The organism is Stenotrophomonas sp. ATCM1_4, assembly GCF_004348115.1.
Lineage (GTDB): Bacteria > Pseudomonadota > Gammaproteobacteria > Xanthomonadales > Xanthomonadaceae > Stenotrophomonas > Stenotrophomonas capsici.
In genome coordinates this window covers 173,322-190,911 of record NZ_QPFB01000001.1, presented here as the reverse complement: position 1 = coordinate 190,911, position 17,590 = coordinate 173,322, and the positions used below count along the sequence as shown (strand labels likewise).

General features: G+C 67.5%; 14 protein-coding genes and 1 pseudogene. 11 read left to right on the top strand and 4 right to left on the bottom strand.

All coding sequences use genetic code 11. The annotated features are described in order from the left end of the window. Nucleotides 1-71: 71 nt before the first annotated feature. From ATCM_RS00865 to ATCM_RS00825, 9 genes are all read left to right on the top strand, one after another. Nucleotides 72-890 carry a nucleotidyltransferase domain-containing protein gene (locus tag ATCM_RS00865; protein ID WP_132862414.1) on the top strand — a complete coding sequence of 273 codons (819 nt, stop codon included), beginning with the start codon at nucleotides 72-74 and terminating at the stop codon, nucleotides 888-890. Nucleotides 891-962: 72 nt separating this feature from the next. Further along, nucleotides 963-1,502 carry a gamma carbonic anhydrase family protein gene (locus ATCM_RS00860; protein WP_132862413.1) on the top strand — a complete coding sequence of 180 codons (540 nt, stop codon included), beginning with the start codon at nucleotides 963-965 and terminating at the stop codon, nucleotides 1,500-1,502. 82 nt (nucleotides 1,503-1,584) lie between these two features. Then, complete coding sequence (locus ATCM_RS00855; RefSeq protein ID WP_132862412.1) at nucleotides 1,585-2,493, top strand: DUF2167 domain-containing protein; 909 nt, start codon at nucleotides 1,585-1,587, stop codon at nucleotides 2,491-2,493. Nucleotides 2,494-2,692: 199 nt separating this feature from the next. Beyond that, nucleotides 2,693-3,370, top strand: a complete 678-nt coding sequence (locus tag ATCM_RS00850; protein ID WP_132862411.1) for an RDD family protein — start codon at nucleotides 2,693-2,695, stop codon at nucleotides 3,368-3,370. Then, the gene (locus tag ATCM_RS00845; RefSeq protein ID WP_132862410.1) at nucleotides 3,367-4,359 is read left to right on the top strand and encodes a stage II sporulation protein M; all 993 of its coding nucleotides are present in this window, start codon (nucleotides 3,367-3,369) and stop codon (nucleotides 4,357-4,359) included. The genes ATCM_RS00850 and ATCM_RS00845 overlap by 4 nt, the downstream gene beginning before the upstream one ends. After that, complete coding sequence (locus ATCM_RS00840; RefSeq protein WP_132862409.1) at nucleotides 4,349-5,917, top strand: DUF4129 domain-containing protein; 1,569 nt, start codon at nucleotides 4,349-4,351, stop codon at nucleotides 5,915-5,917. Before ATCM_RS00845 ends, ATCM_RS00840 begins: the two co-directional genes overlap by 11 nt. After that, nucleotides 5,914-7,062, top strand: coding sequence for a DUF4350 domain-containing protein (locus ATCM_RS00835; protein ID WP_132862408.1), 1,149 nt, complete (start codon nucleotides 5,914-5,916; stop codon nucleotides 7,060-7,062). Before ATCM_RS00840 ends, ATCM_RS00835 begins: the two co-directional genes overlap by 4 nt. Then, complete coding sequence (locus tag ATCM_RS00830; RefSeq protein WP_132862407.1) at nucleotides 7,059-8,102, top strand: MoxR family ATPase; 1,044 nt, start codon at nucleotides 7,059-7,061, stop codon at nucleotides 8,100-8,102. Before ATCM_RS00835 ends, ATCM_RS00830 begins: the two co-directional genes overlap by 4 nt. A 127-nt stretch (nucleotides 8,103-8,229) precedes the next feature. Continuing rightward, complete coding sequence (locus ATCM_RS00825) at nucleotides 8,230-9,528, top strand: DUF58 domain-containing protein (protein ID WP_132862406.1); 1,299 nt, start codon at nucleotides 8,230-8,232, stop codon at nucleotides 9,526-9,528. 320 nt (nucleotides 9,529-9,848) lie between these two features. Here ATCM_RS00825 and ATCM_RS00820 read toward each other — a convergent pair whose 3' ends face one another. Genes ATCM_RS00820 through ATCM_RS00810 form a run of 3 tightly spaced genes read right to left on the bottom strand, consistent with a single transcriptional unit; the run spans nucleotide 9,849 to nucleotide 12,259 of the window. Then, nucleotides 9,849-10,505: a hypothetical protein gene (locus tag ATCM_RS00820; protein ID WP_132862405.1), complete on the bottom strand. Its 657-nt coding sequence runs from the start codon at nucleotides 10,503-10,505 to the stop codon at nucleotides 9,849-9,851. A gap of 1 nt (nucleotide 10,506) precedes the next feature. Then, nucleotides 10,507-11,694: a glutathionylspermidine synthase family protein gene (locus ATCM_RS00815; RefSeq protein WP_132862404.1), complete on the bottom strand. Its 1,188-nt coding sequence runs from the start codon at nucleotides 11,692-11,694 to the stop codon at nucleotides 10,507-10,509. A 4-nt stretch (nucleotides 11,695-11,698) separates the two neighbouring features. Next, nucleotides 11,699-12,259 carry a DUF1190 domain-containing protein gene (locus tag ATCM_RS00810; protein ID WP_132862403.1) on the bottom strand — a complete coding sequence of 187 codons (561 nt, stop codon included), beginning with the start codon at nucleotides 12,257-12,259 and terminating at the stop codon, nucleotides 11,699-11,701. 348 nt (nucleotides 12,260-12,607) lie between these two features. Here ATCM_RS00810 and ilvD point away from each other — a divergent pair, with 348 nt between their 5' ends. Beyond that, the gene (gene ilvD / locus ATCM_RS00805) at nucleotides 12,608-14,446 is read left to right on the top strand and encodes a dihydroxy-acid dehydratase (RefSeq protein ID WP_132862402.1); all 1,839 of its coding nucleotides are present in this window, start codon (nucleotides 12,608-12,610) and stop codon (nucleotides 14,444-14,446) included. 30 nt (nucleotides 14,447-14,476) lie between these two features. Further along, on the top strand, nucleotides 14,477-15,073 hold the full coding sequence (locus ATCM_RS00800) for a hypothetical protein (RefSeq protein ID WP_132862401.1): 597 nt from the start codon (nucleotides 14,477-14,479) through the stop codon (nucleotides 15,071-15,073). Here ATCM_RS00800 and ATCM_RS00795 read toward each other — a convergent pair. Further along, nucleotides 15,034-15,968, bottom strand: a pseudogene (locus ATCM_RS00795) (integron integrase). The gene ATCM_RS00800 and the pseudogene ATCM_RS00795 overlap by 40 nt on opposite strands. Nucleotides 15,969-17,590: the final 1,622 nt, after the last annotated feature.

Below are 17,590 nucleotides of genomic sequence, written 5' to 3'. Positions count from 1 at the left end.
GGCGCAAGGGACGGAGCCAGAAGCAGAATCCGCCTACACTCATCACCCCACGACGATGAGTACTGCAGGATATGGATATCCATCCGATCGACCCCGACAAGCGTGAAGCGGTGCTCGCCGCTCTGGAGCAGATCGAGCGCCAGCATGACGTCCGCGTGCTGATGGCCTGTGAGTCCGGCAGCCGGGGCTGGGGCTTTTCCTCTCCGGACAGCGACTACGACGCACGCTTCATCTACGTGCATCGGCAACCGTGGTACCTGAGCGTCAACGAACGCACCGGTCCCGGCGAACCGCAGCGCGACGTCATCGAGCTGCCGATCGACGACGAACTCGACATCAGCGGCTGGGACCTGCGCAAGGCGCTACGCCTGGTCTCCAAGTCCAATCCGACACTCTCCGAGTGGCTGCGCTCGCCCATCCTGTACCGCGGCGACATGCAGGCCATCGCGTCGTTGCGCGAAGCGGTGGAAACCTTCCACTCACCGCTCGGCAGCTGGTGGCACTACTTCAACATGGCCACCACCAACCATCGCGGCTACCTGAAGGGCGAGCGGGTACGCACCAAGAAGTACCTGTACGTGCTGCGCCCGCTGCTCGCCTGCCAATGGATCGAGAGCGATCCCTCGCCGCCACCAATGGCCTTCGAAACCCTGCTTGATCGGCTGCTGCCCAATGGCCCGGTGCGAACCGCCATCGACCAGCTGCTGCAGGTGAAGCGTCGCAGCACCGAGGTCTCGGACGGGCCGCGCATCGCCGCCATCAGCGACTACATCGACGAGCAGTTGCAGCAACGCAGCGGCAGTGCTCCGTCATTGCCGGCAGGACAAGGGGATGGCGAAGCACTCGATGCCTTGTTCCGAGGCATGCTGGAACGCCACGCACCACGCTGATGCCATGCCGCCGCGTGCCGCGGGAGCGCGCGGTATCATGCATGTCACGCTTTTCAGAACCGGATACCACGCATGACCGCCCTGCGCCCCTTCCTGGACAAGATGCCCGTCATCGGCGAGCGCGTTTACGTGGACCCGGCGTGCACCATCATCGGTGACGTGGAAATCGGCGATGACGCCTCGGTCTGGCCGGGCACGGTGATCCGTGGCGACGTGAACCACATCCGCATCGGTGCGCGCACCAACGTGCAGGACGGCACGATCATCCACGTCAGCCATGACAGCCCCTACAACAAGGGCGGCTACCCGACCCTGATCGGCGAAGGCGTCACCGTGGGCCATGGCTGCATCATCCACGCCTGCACCATCGGCGACTACTGCCTGATCGGCATGGGCGCATGCATCCTCGATGGCGCGGTGATCGAGGCCAACGCCTTCATCGCCGCCGGTGCGGTGGTCGGCCCTGGCAAGGTGGTGCGCAGCGGCGAGCTGTGGGCGGGCAACCCGGCGCGGTTGATGCGCCAGCTCAGCGAAAAGGACATCGAAGGCCTGCGCTACTCGGCCGACCACTACGTCAAGGTCAAGGACCAGTACCGCGGCATGCAGGGCTGACCAACGGCCCATTGCCGTCAGTTGCGATGGCGCGCAAACTGCGCGCCCTGGGCGTGGGGACGCCCCCTTGAAGGATCAAGAAATGAAGTCGATCAAATCCGTCGCGCTCGGCCTGCTGGCCGCTGCGTCGCTGTTGTGCCTGCTGCCCGCCACCGCCGCCGCCCAGGAAGAGCAGGGCATGAGCGCCGAGCAGTTCGTGAAGTCGCTGGACTTCCATACCGGCCCGATCGCGGTGCCGGCGGCCAAGGCGCATTTCAACCTCGGCGATGAGTTCCAGTACCTGGAAAAGGCCGACGCCCGCCGCGTGCTGGAAGACATGTGGGGCAACCCGCCCGATGACAGCGTGCTCGGCCTGATCGTGCCGCGCAGCCCCGGCCTGCTCGAGGACGGCAGCTGGGCGGTGGTGGTCACCTACTCCGATGACGGCTACGTGTCCGATGGCGACGCCAAGGACATCGATTACAGCGAACTGCTGGAGACCATGCAGACCAGCATCCGCGAGGCCAACCCGGAGCGGGTGAAGGCCGGCTATGGCTCGCTGGACCTGATCGGCTGGGCCGTGCCGCCGCGCTACGACGCCGACAGCAAGAAGCTGTACTGGGCGCGTGAGCTGGCCTTCAACAACGAGCCAGCGCACTCGCTGAACTACGACATCCGCGTGCTCGGCCGCTATGGCTACCTGAGCCTCAACGCGGTGTCGGCGATGTCGGACCTGTCGGCGGTGCGCACCGGCATGGACCGCCTGCTGCCGATGACCGAGTTCAACGAAGGCGCGCGCTACGCCGACCACAACGCCAGCACCGACAAGGTGGCCGCCTACGGCGTGGCCACGCTGATCGGTGGTGGCCTGGCCGCCAAGGCCGGTCTGTTCGCCAAGGTGGGCCTGCTGCTGGCCAAGTTCTGGAAGCTGCTGCTGATCGGCGTGATCGCGCTGGGGGCCGGCGTCCGCAAGCTGTTCAGCGGCAAGCGCGAAGGCGGCACGGTCCGCTGAGCCGCCCCCGTCCAGCCTGCCGCCACGGGCAGCAGGCTGGGCTTTCACATGGGCGCCAGTTAAAGTCTGCACCCTGACAGGACGCAGTCGAGACACGAATGCCACAGGCATCCGTCCGGGCCGGACACCGGACTTCCCGCCAGCCAGGGCCAACGCAGCACGCTGCGCAGGCGGTGCCGTGATGCCCGCGGGCGCGCCCATGCTCGATACCTATCGCGAAGTGATCACGCCCGAAGGCGTGCCGCTGCAGTTGCCCGCCGCCGGCCCGGTGCCGCGTGCACTGGCCTGGCTGATCGACCTGCTGGTCCGCTTCGGCGTGTTGATGGTGATGAGCCCGGTGCTGCTGGCCCTGGGCGACTTCGGCCAGGGCCTGTACCTGGGCCTGATGTTCCTGATGTTCTGGGCCTACCCGATCGTGCTGGAAGTCTGGTTCGGCCAGACACTGGGCAAGCGCGTGCTCGGCCTGCGCGTGGTCGCCAATGACGGTGCGCCGCTGGGCTGGATGCCGGCCATCGTGCGCAACCTGCTGCGCACCGTGGACGCATTGCCGTTCGGCTACGCGGTGGGCCTGATCAGCTGCCTGTGCGACCCCTATGGCCGGCGCCTGGGTGACCTGGTCGCCGGCTCGCTGGTGGTGCATGCCCCGCCCCGCGCGGCTGAACCGCCGGCGCGGATCGAGACCGTGCTTGCCCCGCCGGTGCCGCTGCAACCCGGTGAACAGATCGCCTTGATCGCCTTCGCCGACCGCGCGCCGGCCCTGTCCGGGCCGCGCCAGAACGAACTGGCCGACATCGCCTCGGGCCTGAGCCAGGCCAGCGGCGCGGCCGGCGTGCTGCGCCTGTATGCCATGGCCAACTGGTTGTTGGGGCGGCGATGAAGCAGGAGCAGTTCGTCACCCGTTACCAGCATGAGTGGCAGCAGTTCGAGCAGTGGCTGCAGCGGCGCGGGGGCCATGCCCGCAGCGTGCGCGGCACCGTGGACGCCGACCTGCCCGGCGATGAGACCATCCCGCAGCGCTACCGGCGGTTGTGCCAGCAGCTGGCGCTGGCCCGCCACCGCGGTTACAGCCCGCAGCTGGTCGAACGCCTGCAGCAGCTCTCGCAGAACGGCCACAACCTGCTCTACCGCACCCCGCCGCCGCGCTGGTCGCGCGCGGTGGAGTTCCTGTTCGCCGATTTCCCGTTGGCCGTGCGCAGCCAGGCCGGCGCGATGTGGACCGCGCTGGCGCTGTTCGCGGTGCCGCTGGTGGGCATCTTCGTGCTGCTGCAGCTCAAGCCGGACCTGGTCCACATGCTGTTGAGCACCACCCAGATCGCGCAGATGGAAAAGATGTACGACCCGGCCGCCGACCACCTGGGCCGCGACAGCGGCACCGACTGGGCGATGTTCGGCCACTACATCATGAACAACATCAGCATCGGCCTGCGCACCTTTGCCAGTGGCCTGTTGGCGGGGATCGGCACGGTCCTGGTGCTGTTGTTCAACGGCATCACCATCGGCGCGGTGGCCGGCCACCTGCAGCAGGCCGGCTTCGGCGAGCCCTTCTGGCGCTTCGTGGTCGGGCATGCGCCGTTCGAGCTGACCGCCATCGTGATCGCTGGCGGCGCCGGCCTGCAGCTGGGCCTGCGCCTGCTGGCACCGGGCCGCATGCGCCGCATCGATGCCCTGATCGAAGGTGGCCGGGTCGGCGCCAGGCTGTGCCTGGGCGTGGCCTTCATGCTGCTGGTGGCCGCGTTCATCGAGGCGTTCTGGTCCTCGATCGCATGGGTGCCGATGTGGGGCAAGCTGACCGTCTCCGGCATCCTGTGGACGCTGGTGATCCTCTGGCTGTGGCGCGGTGGACGCGGGAGCGCACATGCGCATTGACCAGCTCGACGTGGTGCTGCGCGCCCGCTCGCAGTGGGAGGCGATGGAGCTGGGCACGGCGTTGGTGCGCCGGCATGCTTGGGCCATCTGGAAACCCTGGCTGCTGATCACCCTGCCGGTGTTCGCGCTGCTCAACCTGCTCGGCCTGTGGCTGGACAACTTCTGGTTGCCGGCGTTGGTGATGTGGTGGCTGAAACCGGCATTCGAGCGGATCCCGCTGTACGTGATCTCGCGCGGTGCCTTCGGCGCGGTGCCGACCACCACTCAGACACTGCGCGCGCAGCTGCGCTGGGGCTGGCGCGGCATCGGCGCCTACCTGGGCTGGCGCCGGCTCAGCCCGGCACGCTCGCTGCTGATGCCGGTGGACCTGCTGGAAGGTGGCGATGGCCCGCAACGCGGCATGCGCCGGCGTGCACTGGGCGGTGCCAGCTATGGCCACGCCACGCTGCTGACCTCGGTGTGCTGGCACTTCGAGGCCATGCTGCAGCTGGCCGGCATCGCCCTGATCTTCATGTTCATGCCGGTGGAAGACCTGCCCGAATCGCTGCGTGCGTCCTGGTCGCTGATCGGCGACGAAACGCCCGCGTGGGCGTGGATCGGTTTCAACCTGCTGGCCTGGGGCGCGATGACCCTGATCGGCCCGTTCTACAGCGGTGCCGGCTTCGGCCTGTACCTCAACCGCCGCACCCAGCTGGAAGCCTGGGACGTGGAGATCGCCTTCCGCCGCCTGCGCGAGCGCCTGGCCCGGCTGGCGCCATTGATGGTGCTGTTCCTGCTGGTCGGCATCGCGCCGCTGCGCGCGCAGCAGAGCAACGCCCTGCCCGACTCGGTGCTGAGCAACCACAAGGAAACCGCCGCGCCGTCGAACGCGATCATCCCGGCCACGCCGCATGCGGTGTTCGGCCAGGGCGACGCCGACACCGACGGCTTCCGCCAGGCCGCCGCACGCGCCTACGAGGATCCGCAGCTGGGCGCCAAGCGCACGGTGGACAAGTGGGTGTTCAAGGAACGGGACAAGCCCACGCAGGACAACAGCGACCAGACGCGTGACCCGTCGTTCATGACGTTCGTCTCGCAGGTGCTCGCGCTGATCGGCGAAAGCATCCTGTGGATCGTGCTGGCCGCACTGCTGATTGTGCTGGCGCTCACCGCCCGCTGGTGGTTGCCGTGGCTGCGTGGCAGTGGCCGGCGCACGCGCGAAGCACAGACCCCGGTGCAGCACGACGCGCTGCTGGTGCCCGAAGTGCTGCCGCCGGACATCCTGGGCAGCGCGCGCCGCCTGTGGCGCGAAGGCAAGCCGCGTCATGCACTGGCCCTGCTGTACCGCGCGTCGGTGGAGGTGCTGGGCCAGCGTGCCGACATCGTGTTGCCACCCGGCGCCACCGAGGCGCAGTGCCTGCGCGCCTCGCGGCGCATGCCGCAGGAAGCCGACCGCACCCTGTTCGCGCGCATGGTGCGCACCTGGCAGTACGCCGCCTATGCCGGCCGCCTGCCCAGCGAAGACGAGTTCGAGGCATTGATGGGTGAACTGCACCGGCAGTACGGGTGGCGCACGTGAGCGCGCGCCTGCGCTACGGGCTGATCGCGGGCATCGGCGTGCTGGTCAGCGCGCTGGTGGTGGCATGGGTGTTCTCCGCCGTCGAACGGCGCAAGGAGGAGATCATCCTGCCCGCCTACGGCGAGCCCACCTACAACCCGCTGTATGCCCTGCGCGAGACCCTGCGCCGCGACGGGCAGAAGGCCGAATCGCGGCGCCAGCTCGACCTGGCCGACATGAAGCTGCAGCCCGGCGACACCGTGGTGATGCTGGACGACCCGCGCCTGCTCTCGCCGCCGCAGGTCAGCGGCCTGCTCGACTGGGTGCAGTTCGGCGGGCACCTGGTCCTGCAGATGCCCGGGGCCGATGAGGAACTCGATGGCAACGACGCGGGCCTGCTGGAGCAGCTGGGCGTGGAGACCAGCGAGGTCCCGGCACGCTGCCTGCCATGGCGCGTGAACGGCCAGGAGGAGCACCAGGAGTTCTGCTCCGGCAACCGCTTCACCGTGGATGGCAGCACCCGGGTCGAACGCCGCTGGGGCGACGGCACGGATGCCACGCTGGCCTGGGCGCGGCTGCGCTACGGCACCGGCCGCGTCGACGTGCTGGGCAGCACCGATTTCCTGCGCAACGGGCGCGGCGAATATGAAACCGGCCTGCGCGACATCCCGCACCGCGACCTGGCCCGGCTGGTGTTGGCGCCCAACTACGGCAAGGGCACCACGCACCTGGTCTACGAGATGCAGATGCCGTCGCTGTGGCGGACCCTGCTCAAGCAGGGCTGGCCGGTCTGGCTGCCGCTGCTGCTCGCTCTGCTGGCGTGGCTGTGGGCGCGCAGCCAGCGTTTCGGCGCGCTGCAGCCGTCCCCGCGCGGCGACCGCCGCTCGCTGCTGGAGCACGTGCGCGCCTCCGGCGAACACCTGCATCGTTACGGCAAGTCACCGCTGCTGTACGACGCGGTTCGCCAGTCCTTCCTGGCCCGCCTGCGCCGCCGCGCACCGGTGGCCGCGGCCCTGGTTGGCGACGCCCAGGCCCAGGCCATCGCCGATCACCTGCAATGGCCGCTCGCCCGCGTGCAGAGCGCGCTCCAGGTTCCCCCCTCGCGGGACGACAACGCCCTGCGTGAACGCATCCGCCTGCTCATCCAGATGAGAAACCAGCTATGAACGAGACGCCGTTTCCGCCCGCCCTTCCCGGCGAGGCTCCCGCCGCCGCGCCCGCACCTGCCGCGGCACCCGCGCCTGCACCGGGCAACGCCGAGGTGATCGAACGCGTCGAGCGCATCCGCGAAGCCGTCGGGCAGGCCTTCATCGGCCAGGCCGATGTGCTCGAGCAGATCCTGATCGCGCTGTTGGCCGGTGGCCACGTGCTGATCGAAGGCGTGCCCGGCCTGGGCAAGACGCTGCTGGTGCGCGCCCTGGCCCAGGCATTGGAGCTGGACTACGCGCGCGTGCAGTTCACCCCGGACCTGATGCCCAGCGACGTCAGCGGCCACGCGGTGTACGACCCCAAGACCGAGAGCTTCAAGATCCGCCGCGGCCCGGTGTTCACCAACCTGCTGCTGGCCGATGAAATCAACCGCGCCCCGGCCAAGACCCAGTCGGCGCTGCTGGAAGTGATGCAGGAAGGCCAGGTCACGATCGAGGGCAAGGCCTTCCCGCTGAACCCGCCGTTCCTCACCCTGGCCACGCAGAACCCGGTCGAGCAGGAGGGCACCTACCCGCTGCCCGAGGCGCAGCTGGACCGCTTCCTGCTGAAGGTGCTGATCGACTACCCGCAGCTGGAAGACGAGAAGCGCATGGTCCAGGCCATCACCGTCGGCCGCACCGCCGGCGACTTCGACCTGTCGCAGGTGCCGCGCGTGCTCAGCGGCAGCGACGTGGTCGCGCTGCAGAAGGCCGTGGCCGAGATCACCGTCGACCCGCAGGTGATCGACTACGCGGTGCGCATCGTCGCGGCCACCCGCAAGTGGCCGGGCATCGCGCTGGGCGCCGGCCCGCGTGGCAGCATCGCGCTGGTACGCGCCGCACGCGCCCAGGCGGTGCTGTCCGGCCGCGATTTCGTCACCCCCGACGACGTGCGCGAGATCGCCAAGCCGGCCCTGCGCCACCGCATCACGCTGGCCCCGGAGCTGCAGATCGAAGGCCAGTCCGCCGATGACGCACTCACCGCCCTGCTCGCCAAGGTCGAGGCCCCGCGCAAGTGAGCCCACGCACGGCCACCGCGCACGCCGTTGCCCCCTGCCTTGCGCACGCAGTGCGTAGGGGAGGGATGGGGAGGGGTGCCGTTGCTCCCGCTGTTTCCACCCCCTGCCCCGCCACGGAACCCCATCAGTGAGACCGTCACCGCTGCTGATCACATTGCTGGTGCTGTGGGGCCTGCTGGGTGTGCCGGTGGCCCTGCATTACCTGCCGCTGCAGGCATGGACGCTGACGGCGGCGGCGATCGCGGTGCTGGCCCTGATCGATGCCCTGCTGCTGTGGCGCCGCCCCACCCCGCAGGTGCGGCGTGAACTGCCCGACTCGCTCGCCCTGGGCGTCGAACGCGAAACCTGGCTGCAGATCGATGCATTCGGGCGGCAACGCGTGGACGTGTACGACCTGGTCCCGGATGGCTGGGAAACGCCGGGCCTGCCGCGTCGCCTGACCCTGCCACGCGCCAGCGAAACCCGTTTTAGCTACCACCTCACCCCGGCCAACCGCGGCACGTTCGTGTTCGACGGCGTGCAACTGCGCCTGCATTCGCTGCTGCGCCTGTGGCGTCAATCGCGCATCGCCGGGCCGCCGCAGACCGTGCGCGTCTACCCCAACTTCGCCCCGCTCACCCGGCTGGCCCTGCTCAGCGCGGAAATGGCCTCGCGCCTGGTCGGCGCGCACCTCAAGCGCCGCCGTGGTGAAGGCACCGACTTCCACCAGATGCGCGAGTACCGCGTCGGCGACAGCCTGCGCCAGATCGACTGGAAGGCCACCTCGCGCGCGCGCAAGCTGATCTCGCGCGAGTACCAGGACGAGAAGAACCAGCAGCTGGTGATGATGATCGACACCGGTCGCCGGATGATGGCGCACGAAGGTGGCCTGTCGCATTTCGACCATGTGCTCAACGCCGCGCTGGTGGTGTCCTACCTGGCGTTGCGCCAGGGCGACGGCGTGGGCCTGTTCGCCACCGGCGGCGACAGCCGCTGGGTAGCGCCGCAACGCGGCCTGGGGGCGATCGACACGCTGCTGCGCGCCAGCTATGACCTGCAGGCGCGGCCGGTCGCCACCGACTACCTGGCCGCTGCCACCGAACTGAGCCTGCGCCATTCGCGGCGCACCCTGGTGATGCTGGTGACCAACGTCCGCGACGAGGACATCGAGGACCTGCTTGCCGCCGTACGCCTGCTGCAGAAGCGCCACCTGGTCTGCGTGGCCAGCCTGCGCGAAAGCGAACTGGACGACGCGCTGGCCCGCGACGTGGAGACCGTGTCCGATGCCATCCAGGCCGGTGCCAACACCCGCTACCTGCAACAACGCGCCGACGCCCACGAAGCCCTGCGCAGCCACCGCGTGATGGTGCTGGACGTCACCGCCGAAGAACTGCCCGCCGCGCTGGTCGAGCGCTACCTGGCGGTCAAGCGCGACGGCCTGCTGTAGCCGGTAGAAGCGGCTCCGGTCGCGAAGTGGGTGTCGTCACCGGCACTGAAGAGCACCCCTTCCCAACCCTCCCCTTGGCTGCGCCAAAGGGAGGGGGCGGTCATGCATGGCCTTTCAGAATGCGAGGCATGCCGCTCTTGCCCCCTCTCCCTTTGGCGCAGCCAAGGGGAGGGTTGGGGAGGGGTCGCCTCTCCGCCTACGCCCACGCCGTAGGAGCACCTTCAGGCGCGAAGCCGATAGCGCTTCCACTGAGGGGAACCACCGCACGTAGAAACCATTGCTGCCTCGCGGCCGAGGCCGCTGCTGGCGTGCGCCGGCAATCACTCCGGCAGCCGTTGCAGCAGCCTCTCCAGCGCACGTTGCAGCAAGGCACGGTGTCGCGCCAGCTTCATCCAGGTGGGCAGGCGCGAGATCATCGAGGCGTTGTGCACGCCACCGCGTTCGCGCAGCTTCGATACCGCGAATGCCTGCAGCGCCTGCACATGGGCCGCGTTGTACGCCCACACCACACCGGCGCGCGTGGATTCGACCAGGTGCAACGGCAGGCCGAAATGCGGGTCCGCCGGCGAGCCGTCACGCACGCGGCTCATGCCGACCGCCACATCGCTTTGCCGCCCACATTGCCTGCAGGTACCGGGCAGATGGGTCAGCCCGGCATGGGCGGCGCAGGCGCGCTGTTCGCACACCGAAACCCATTGGTGGCCGCAATAGCCACAGGGACTGCGCCCGCTGTACCTGACCTGCCCCACCCATGTGCCTTCGGCGCTATCCAGCGACAGGCTGCAGCCAGCGCAACGGAAGCGCGCCGTCCAACGGTAGGGCTGCCACTGCGCCAACACCCAGCCTGCCGTTCCACAGCGATGGCAGCGCACCGCGATCCGGTCGGCATAGGCCGCCAGATGCCGGCCATCGTCGAAATGACGGCCGGGCACCGCCTGCGTGCGGCCCTGGCTTCCCGGGGGGCGGCGCAATGCCATGTCAGACGTAGATCCGCGTGCTCCCCTGCGGCGCGTCATCGATGATGGCGTGCGGCAGGAAACGGGCGCTGTCGCGGGTGATGCGGCTGTTGTCCTCGCGCACGCCGATGCCACAGGCGCGGTCACCCACCACCCAGCTGCCGACCAGCGGATAGTTGCCCTCGAACATGGGCAGTGCGTGGAACGCCTGGCGGATGTTCGGCCCCGCGTACGGGCCCTCGCTCTCCTGCCAACTGCCGTCGCTCATATGCATGGCCACGTTCGCACCCTCGCGCGAATGCAGCGGCTTGCGCACCCAGCCGGCCGGCAGGGCACTGCCATCGTCGAAGTACGATTCCAGCAGGTTGGGATGGCCGCGATGGCGTTCCCACAACAGCGGCAGGATGCCCTTGTTGCTCAACACCGCCTTCCACGCCGGCTCCAGCAGCTGCACGCCGGAACGGGGCAATGCCGCACCGAACTCCTCCTGCATCAGGTCTTCGAGCGGGTACAGCTTGAACAGGCTGCCGATCACCACGTCGTCCAGGTCGGTGAAGCGGCCGTCGGCCGACAGGCCGATATCCTCGATGGCGATGGCCGCGCCATGCAGGCCGGCCTGCGCCGCGCAGTCACGCAGGTAGGCCACCGTGCCCTGGTCTTCCTCGGACTCACGCACCGCGCTGAAGTACAGCGGCGGCGGCAGGCGCGCCGACAGTTCGGCAAAGCGCTCCACCAGCGTCTCGTGGAGGGAGTTGAACTGGTCGGCCTGCTGCGGCAGGACGCCACGGTTGCGCTGGTCTTCCAGCCATTGCCACTGGAAGAACGACGCCTCGTACAGCGAGGTCGGCGTGTCATAGTTCAGCTCGTACAGCTTGGCCGGGCCCTTGCCGTCATAGGCGAAGTCCAGCCGGCCGTACAGGTGCGGGTCGCGGCGGCGCCAGCTCTCGGCGATCCAGTCGCGGAACGGCTCGGGAATGGCCAGCTGCGCCATCAGCGCCTCGCTGGCCACCACCTCGCCGACCAGGTCCAGCGCCATCGCATGCAGCTCGGCGCTGGGGTCTTCCAGGTCGTTCTCGATCTGCCGCAGGGTGAAGGCGTAATACGCGCTTTCGTCCCAGTACGGCGCACCGTCGATGGTGTGGAACCGGAAACCTGCCTCGGCGGCACGTGCTCGCCAGTTGTCGCGCTCGGCGATTGCTACACGCCGCACCTGATCAACCGCCGACGCTGTTGCTGCGGCCACCGCTGCGTGCACCAAAGCCGCCACGGCTGGCGGTCACGGCACGGTTCGGCTCGCTGGTGACCGGGGCCAGGCCGGCCTTGCCGGCACCGATGCCGCTACCGGTGTTCAGGCCCCCGGTACCGGCCGGCTTGGCCCAACCATTGGCGTTGTCCTTGAAGGCCGGCTGTGCGGCCGGCGGTGCCGCCACGGCGCCACGGCCGCTGTTGAGCATCTGCGACATGAAGAAGCCCATCATCATCGGGCCGATGAACGAGGTGCCGGCGCTGGTGTGCTGCTGCACGCACTGCTCGGCGGGGTACTCCTTGGCGCACTCTTCCTTGCTGGCGTACTTGGGCGCTGCATCGGCCGACTGCTGCTGCGCGGTGGCGAACGCCGTGCGGCAAGCGGACGGGTCACCGGTGGCCTCGCTGCAGGCCTCCACCGAGGTGTACAGCCCTTCCTTGACCTGCACCGTTTCTTCCTTCTGGCAGGCGGTGAACAGCAGCGGCGCGGCGCTCATCAGCAGCAGCGCGGTGGTCCTGGATCGCTTCATGGTCGATTCCCCGTGAAAGTTGTTTCCGAATGATGCCTGATCCGGCCTGGGAGGCGTAAATCGGCGCAGTCCCAAAACTGAACCGGTTTTCAGGTGCGCCCGGCCAGGAGCGGCCTCTGCCGCGAGGCTGGTGAAGGTACCGGTCGAAGGCATGACTGCAATTGCAGGCGCCAGGCATACGGAAGGGCTCCTGGCTTCGCGGTTGAAGCCGCTCCTGCGCGCCTGCGCGCCTGCGCCGCCTCGGTGTCGTCCAACCGTTCCACCCCGCCGGATGGTTGCAACAGCAACCGGGATCTTGATGCAGAATCGCCCACACACGCTTCTGCCAGCCCGTACCTGCTCGCCCCCATGCCTGAATACCGCTCGAAAACCTCCACCGCCGGCCGCAACATGGCCGGCGCCCGCGCCCTGTGGCGCGCCACCGGCATGACCGACGGCGATTTCCACAAGCCCATCATCGCGGTGGTCAACTCCTTCACCCAGTTCGTGCCCGGCCACGTGCACCTGAAGGACCTTGGCCAACTCGTGGCGCGCGAGATCGAGGCGGCCGGCGGCGTGGCCAAGGAGTTCAACACCATTGCCGTGGACGACGGCATCGCGATGGGCCACGACGGCATGCTGTACTCGCTGCCCAGCCGCGAGATCATCGCCGACTCGGTGGAGTACATGGCCAACGCGCACTGCGCCGATGCGCTGGTGTGCATTTCCAACTGCGACAAGATCACCCCCGGCATGCTGATGGCCGCCCTGCGCCTGAACATCCCGGTGGTGTTCGTGTCCGGCGGCCCGATGGAGGCCGGCAAGACCAAGCTGGCCGACCACAAGCTCGACCTGATCGACGCGATGGTGGCCGCCGGCAACGAGGCCATCAGCGACGAACAGGTGGCCGTGATCGAACGCAGCGCGTGCCCCACCTGTGGCTCGTGCTCGGGCATGTTCACCGCCAACTCGATGAACTGCCTGACCGAGGCGCTGGGGCTGTCGCTGCCGGGCAACGGCACCGTGGTGGCCACGCACAGCGACCGCGAGGCGCTGTTCAAGCGCGCCGGCCGCCTGATCGTGGAGTTGTGCCACCGCTGGTACGGCGGCGAGGAGGCCAACGTGCTGCCGCGCGGCATCGCGACGTTCGAGGCGTTTGAGAACGCGATGACGCTGGACATCGCCATGGGCGGTTCCACCAACACCATCCTGCACCTGCTGGCCGCCGCGCAGGAGGCCGAGGTGGCCTTCGACCAGCGCGACATCGACCGCCTGTCACGGCGCGTGCCGCAGTTGTGCAAGGTGGCGCCGAACACGCAGAAGTACCACATCGAGGACGTGCACCGTGCCGGCGGCATCATGGCCATCCTCGGCGAGCTGGCACGCGGCGGCCTGCTGCATACCGACGTGCACACCGTGCACAGCCGCACGCTGGGCGCGGCCATCGCCGACTGGGATGTCACCCAGACCCAGGACACGGCGGTGCACCAGTTCTACAAGGCCGGCCCGGCCGGCATCCCGACCCAGGTGGCCTTCAGCCAGTCCACCCGCTGGCCGTCGCTGGATACCGACCGTGCCGAGGGCTGCATCCGCGACGTGGCGCATGCGTTCTCCAGCGAAGGCGGGCTGGCCGTGCTGTACGGCAACCTCGCCGCCGATGGCTGCGTGGTCAAGACCGCCGGCGTGGACGAATCCATCCACGTGTTCGAAGGCAACGCCCGCGTCTATGAAAGCCAGGACGCCGCGGTCAAGGGCATCCTCGGCAACGAAGTGCAGGCCGGCGACGTGGTGGTGATCCGCTACGAAGGGCCGAAGGGCGGCCCGGGCATGCAGGAGATGCTGTACCCGACCAGCTACCTGAAATCCAAGGGGCTGGGCAAGGCCTGCGCGCTGCTCACCGACGGCCGCTTCTCCGGCGGCACCTCGGGCCTGAGCATCGGCCATTGCTCGCCGGAAGCAGCCGGCGGCGGCACGATTGGCCTGGTCCGCGACGGCGACCGCATCCTGATCGACATCCCGCAGCGCGGCATCAACCTGCTGGTGGACGATGCTGAGCTGGCCCGTCGCCGCACCGAGCAGGAGGCCAAGGGCTGGAGGCCGGCGCAGGCCCGCCCACGCAAGGTCAGCACCGCACTGAAGGCCTATGCCCTGCTCGCCACCAGCGCCGACAAGGGCGCCGTGCGTGACAAGGCCCTGCTCGACGGTTGACGCCCCGCGCGGGGGCGGCAGACTGGTGCGATGGACACCGCCCCGCCCCCGCTGATACCCCGCGCGATCTGCCACTGGAACGACCAGCCCTACCGGCTGACGGAGGCGCAGCTGGGTGCGTTCGTCGATGAGCACATCCCTGCCCTGATCTGGGACTTCGACATCCAGGCCGAACGCATCGACCCCGATGACGTGCTGCTGGACGAAGACGACCTGCCACCGGACAGCCTGCACCTGCGCATCCACGACTGCCCCGCCTTCCACAGCGGCCCGGGCGAAGTGACGCGTTGGAATGACATCGCGGGCAAGCACATTGCGCTGACCGGCGAGGACGAACCGGAAGTGCTGGTCTACACCGGCGAGCATCTCGGCCTGACCGACGGCGCCTTCGAGCTGCGCGAGATCGACGGCCGGTTGTGGATCCACCTGCACGGACACTGCGATGGCATGCACGGCCCGGCGCGCATCGTGCTGGATGCACCGCTGGACTTCGGCACGATCGCCTGCGGCCGCAGCGACGAAGCCCATGCACGCGCGCGCATCGCCAGCGTAGTGAACCCGGCGCACTACACCTTTGAAAGTGACCGCTATGGCGTGGCCCGCTTCAGGCCGATCGGGGGCCGCTGAGCGTCGGCCGCCATCCCCTCCGCCTGCGATGGCGGCACGGGCAACAGGTCCAGCGGGCTGCAGACACCGCCGGCGCCGCGCCCCAACACATGCGTATACAACTCACCGCCCGCTGCAGTACCTCCTCGCTGAGGTGATGCCGGCCACGACGCCCCGTGCGCGGGTCGCGCGAATGCATCCGCGAAGGGAACAGATACTGCCAACCCGGCGCCGTATCCGCGTTCGGGTACTTGCGTGCAAGTGCATGCGACAGATGCACCTGCCCCATTCCACCGGCAAGATCGGACGCATGCAGTGACACCGCCCAGTGCCGCTGCCGCAACAAGGCGGCCTTCAAGGACATCGGCAGCGGCACACGCCGGTCCTTGTTGCCCTTGCCGCTGCGCACGCAGATCTCAGCGCGGGCGAAATCCACGTCCTTGATCCGCAGCCGCAGGCATTCCATCAACCGCATACCGGTCCCGTACAGCAACCGCGCCATCATCGCGGGGGTACCGTCCGGCATCGCGCCGAGAAGCTGACTCACCTCCTCCTTGGAAAGCACCACTGGCAGACGCCTGGGCCGCTTGGCCCGGACCACACTCTCCATCCACGGCAACGTGACCCCCAGCACGTTCCGATACAGGAACAACAACGCGGACAAGGCCTGGTTCTGTGTCGCCGCGGCCACGTTGCCCTCCATCACCAGTGCGGTCAGGAACGCGGCGACCTCATCCGCTCTCATCTCACGAGGATGCCGCTTGCCGTTAGCCAGAATGAAGCGCCTGATCCACCCGACATAGGGCTGCTCGGTACGCCGGCTGTAGTGCAGGACCCGGATCTGGCGGCGCACCTGCTCCAACAACCTGGGGGGCAGACCTTGCGTTATGCCGGATGAAACAGGGGCGTAATCCATATCACGGCTCCAAAGCGGTAGTTTTCCGCGAGCTTGGGGCCGTCAAGGCGCCGCCGGAATGGTTTAATTGATTGATTCCATGGGGAAATTTATTGGCTTGAAACCCGCCAAGAACAGGCGATACTCGCGCTACACCGCTGTTCGGCGGTCTACTTAGAGTTAGGTGCCATGGGAAAGCATCCCGCGATAGAGGTGGAGCCAACCGCTGTATGGGCTAGCGTCCATGAGGGAGGGATGCAACTCGAGCTCTGGTGCACGCTTCAGGAGACCCGACTTCACATCGGAACATTCCTGGCCAAGGAACGCACCGAGGAGATCTTCCTCGAGCTATACCGAGCTGGTCAGTGCTTGAGGATCCCAGTCCGGGCACTGGAGGACGCAATTGCGGCCGCCAAAACCGAGGTTCACTCTGAGTCTTGGTACGATCGCGCCGGAGCTACCAGAGATGGCACCTAACAATTCATTCAAGCCGAACCCGCTTCGCGGGTCGGCTTAATTCAGGCGTTAGGTGGCGATGGAAACTTCGATGAAAGTGCGGATCTACGCGGACTTCAACGGCCTCGCTTGCGGCGTTGTTGACCCCAGTCGTACTGCCGTCGTATTGGACACGTTCGGTAGCATTCGGGATCTATCTAATGCTGGGACCGTCCTGTCAGTTGGCTTGCCGCTCGTAACCTACGATGCGTCCGATGAGACTGAGGACCTAGAGGGGCACGGCAGCGCGCAGTACGACCACAAGCGTCGATGGTGGGTGGTTGAGTTTGACGAACAAGGAGTTAGACATGTTCCGGCGGCCGGCCAAACGCCTGTGGAGACATTTCATTGCGTTCGTTGCCGTCTGGCTATAGACGGAGTTGCTTACAACACGATTGGCAGGCCTAGGTTCTGTTGCACAAACTGTGGCACGGATGTTCTGGCGGCAGTTGCGCCACCATGCGCCGCCACCTAACAATTCATTCAAGCCGACCGCTGCTTCGCAGCGTCGGCTTAATTCTGGCGTTAGGTGGCAGGAAAAGTGAGTCGCGACGTGAAAGAAGATTCCATCCAACCCAGCCGAGAGGACGTAGCGACCCAGATCGCCGCACGAGCCTCACTCCACCGCGGGCTCGTCGCAATCGCCGCTTGCCTCCTTGGCTGCTTGGTAATTGCGTTCTTTGCGCTCCCTCGCCTAGGACTATCCAGCTTTTTTCCTCTAGTTGTTATTGCGGCGCCCGTACTCGCCCTTTTAGCTGTGCGCCAACTGCAATGGTCTGTGCTTGCGTCTTATCAGCTCCTCTGCCCATCCTGCCGTCATCTGCTCGCCACTGAGCGTCGCTGGTGGAACAGTCCTGATGCATTCTGCAAGTCTTGTGGCAAGCTCGCCCTGCTTCCGGTGGTAGCGCTCAAGCGATCGGCTGCCACCTAACAATTCATTCAAGCCGACGCCGCTTCGCGGCGTGGCTTAACTCCAGAGTTAGACTCGCCACGGAGCTGCAATGAGACTGATACTTCTGAAAGCCGCACTCCTCACAAGCTGCGCTACTGCTCGCGCCTCTTTGTCCGAGGAGTCACTTGTTGGCACTTGGGAGTGCGACTCCACCACTATGCAAGGCCCTAACTTTGAGTTGGTGGTTATTACTCGC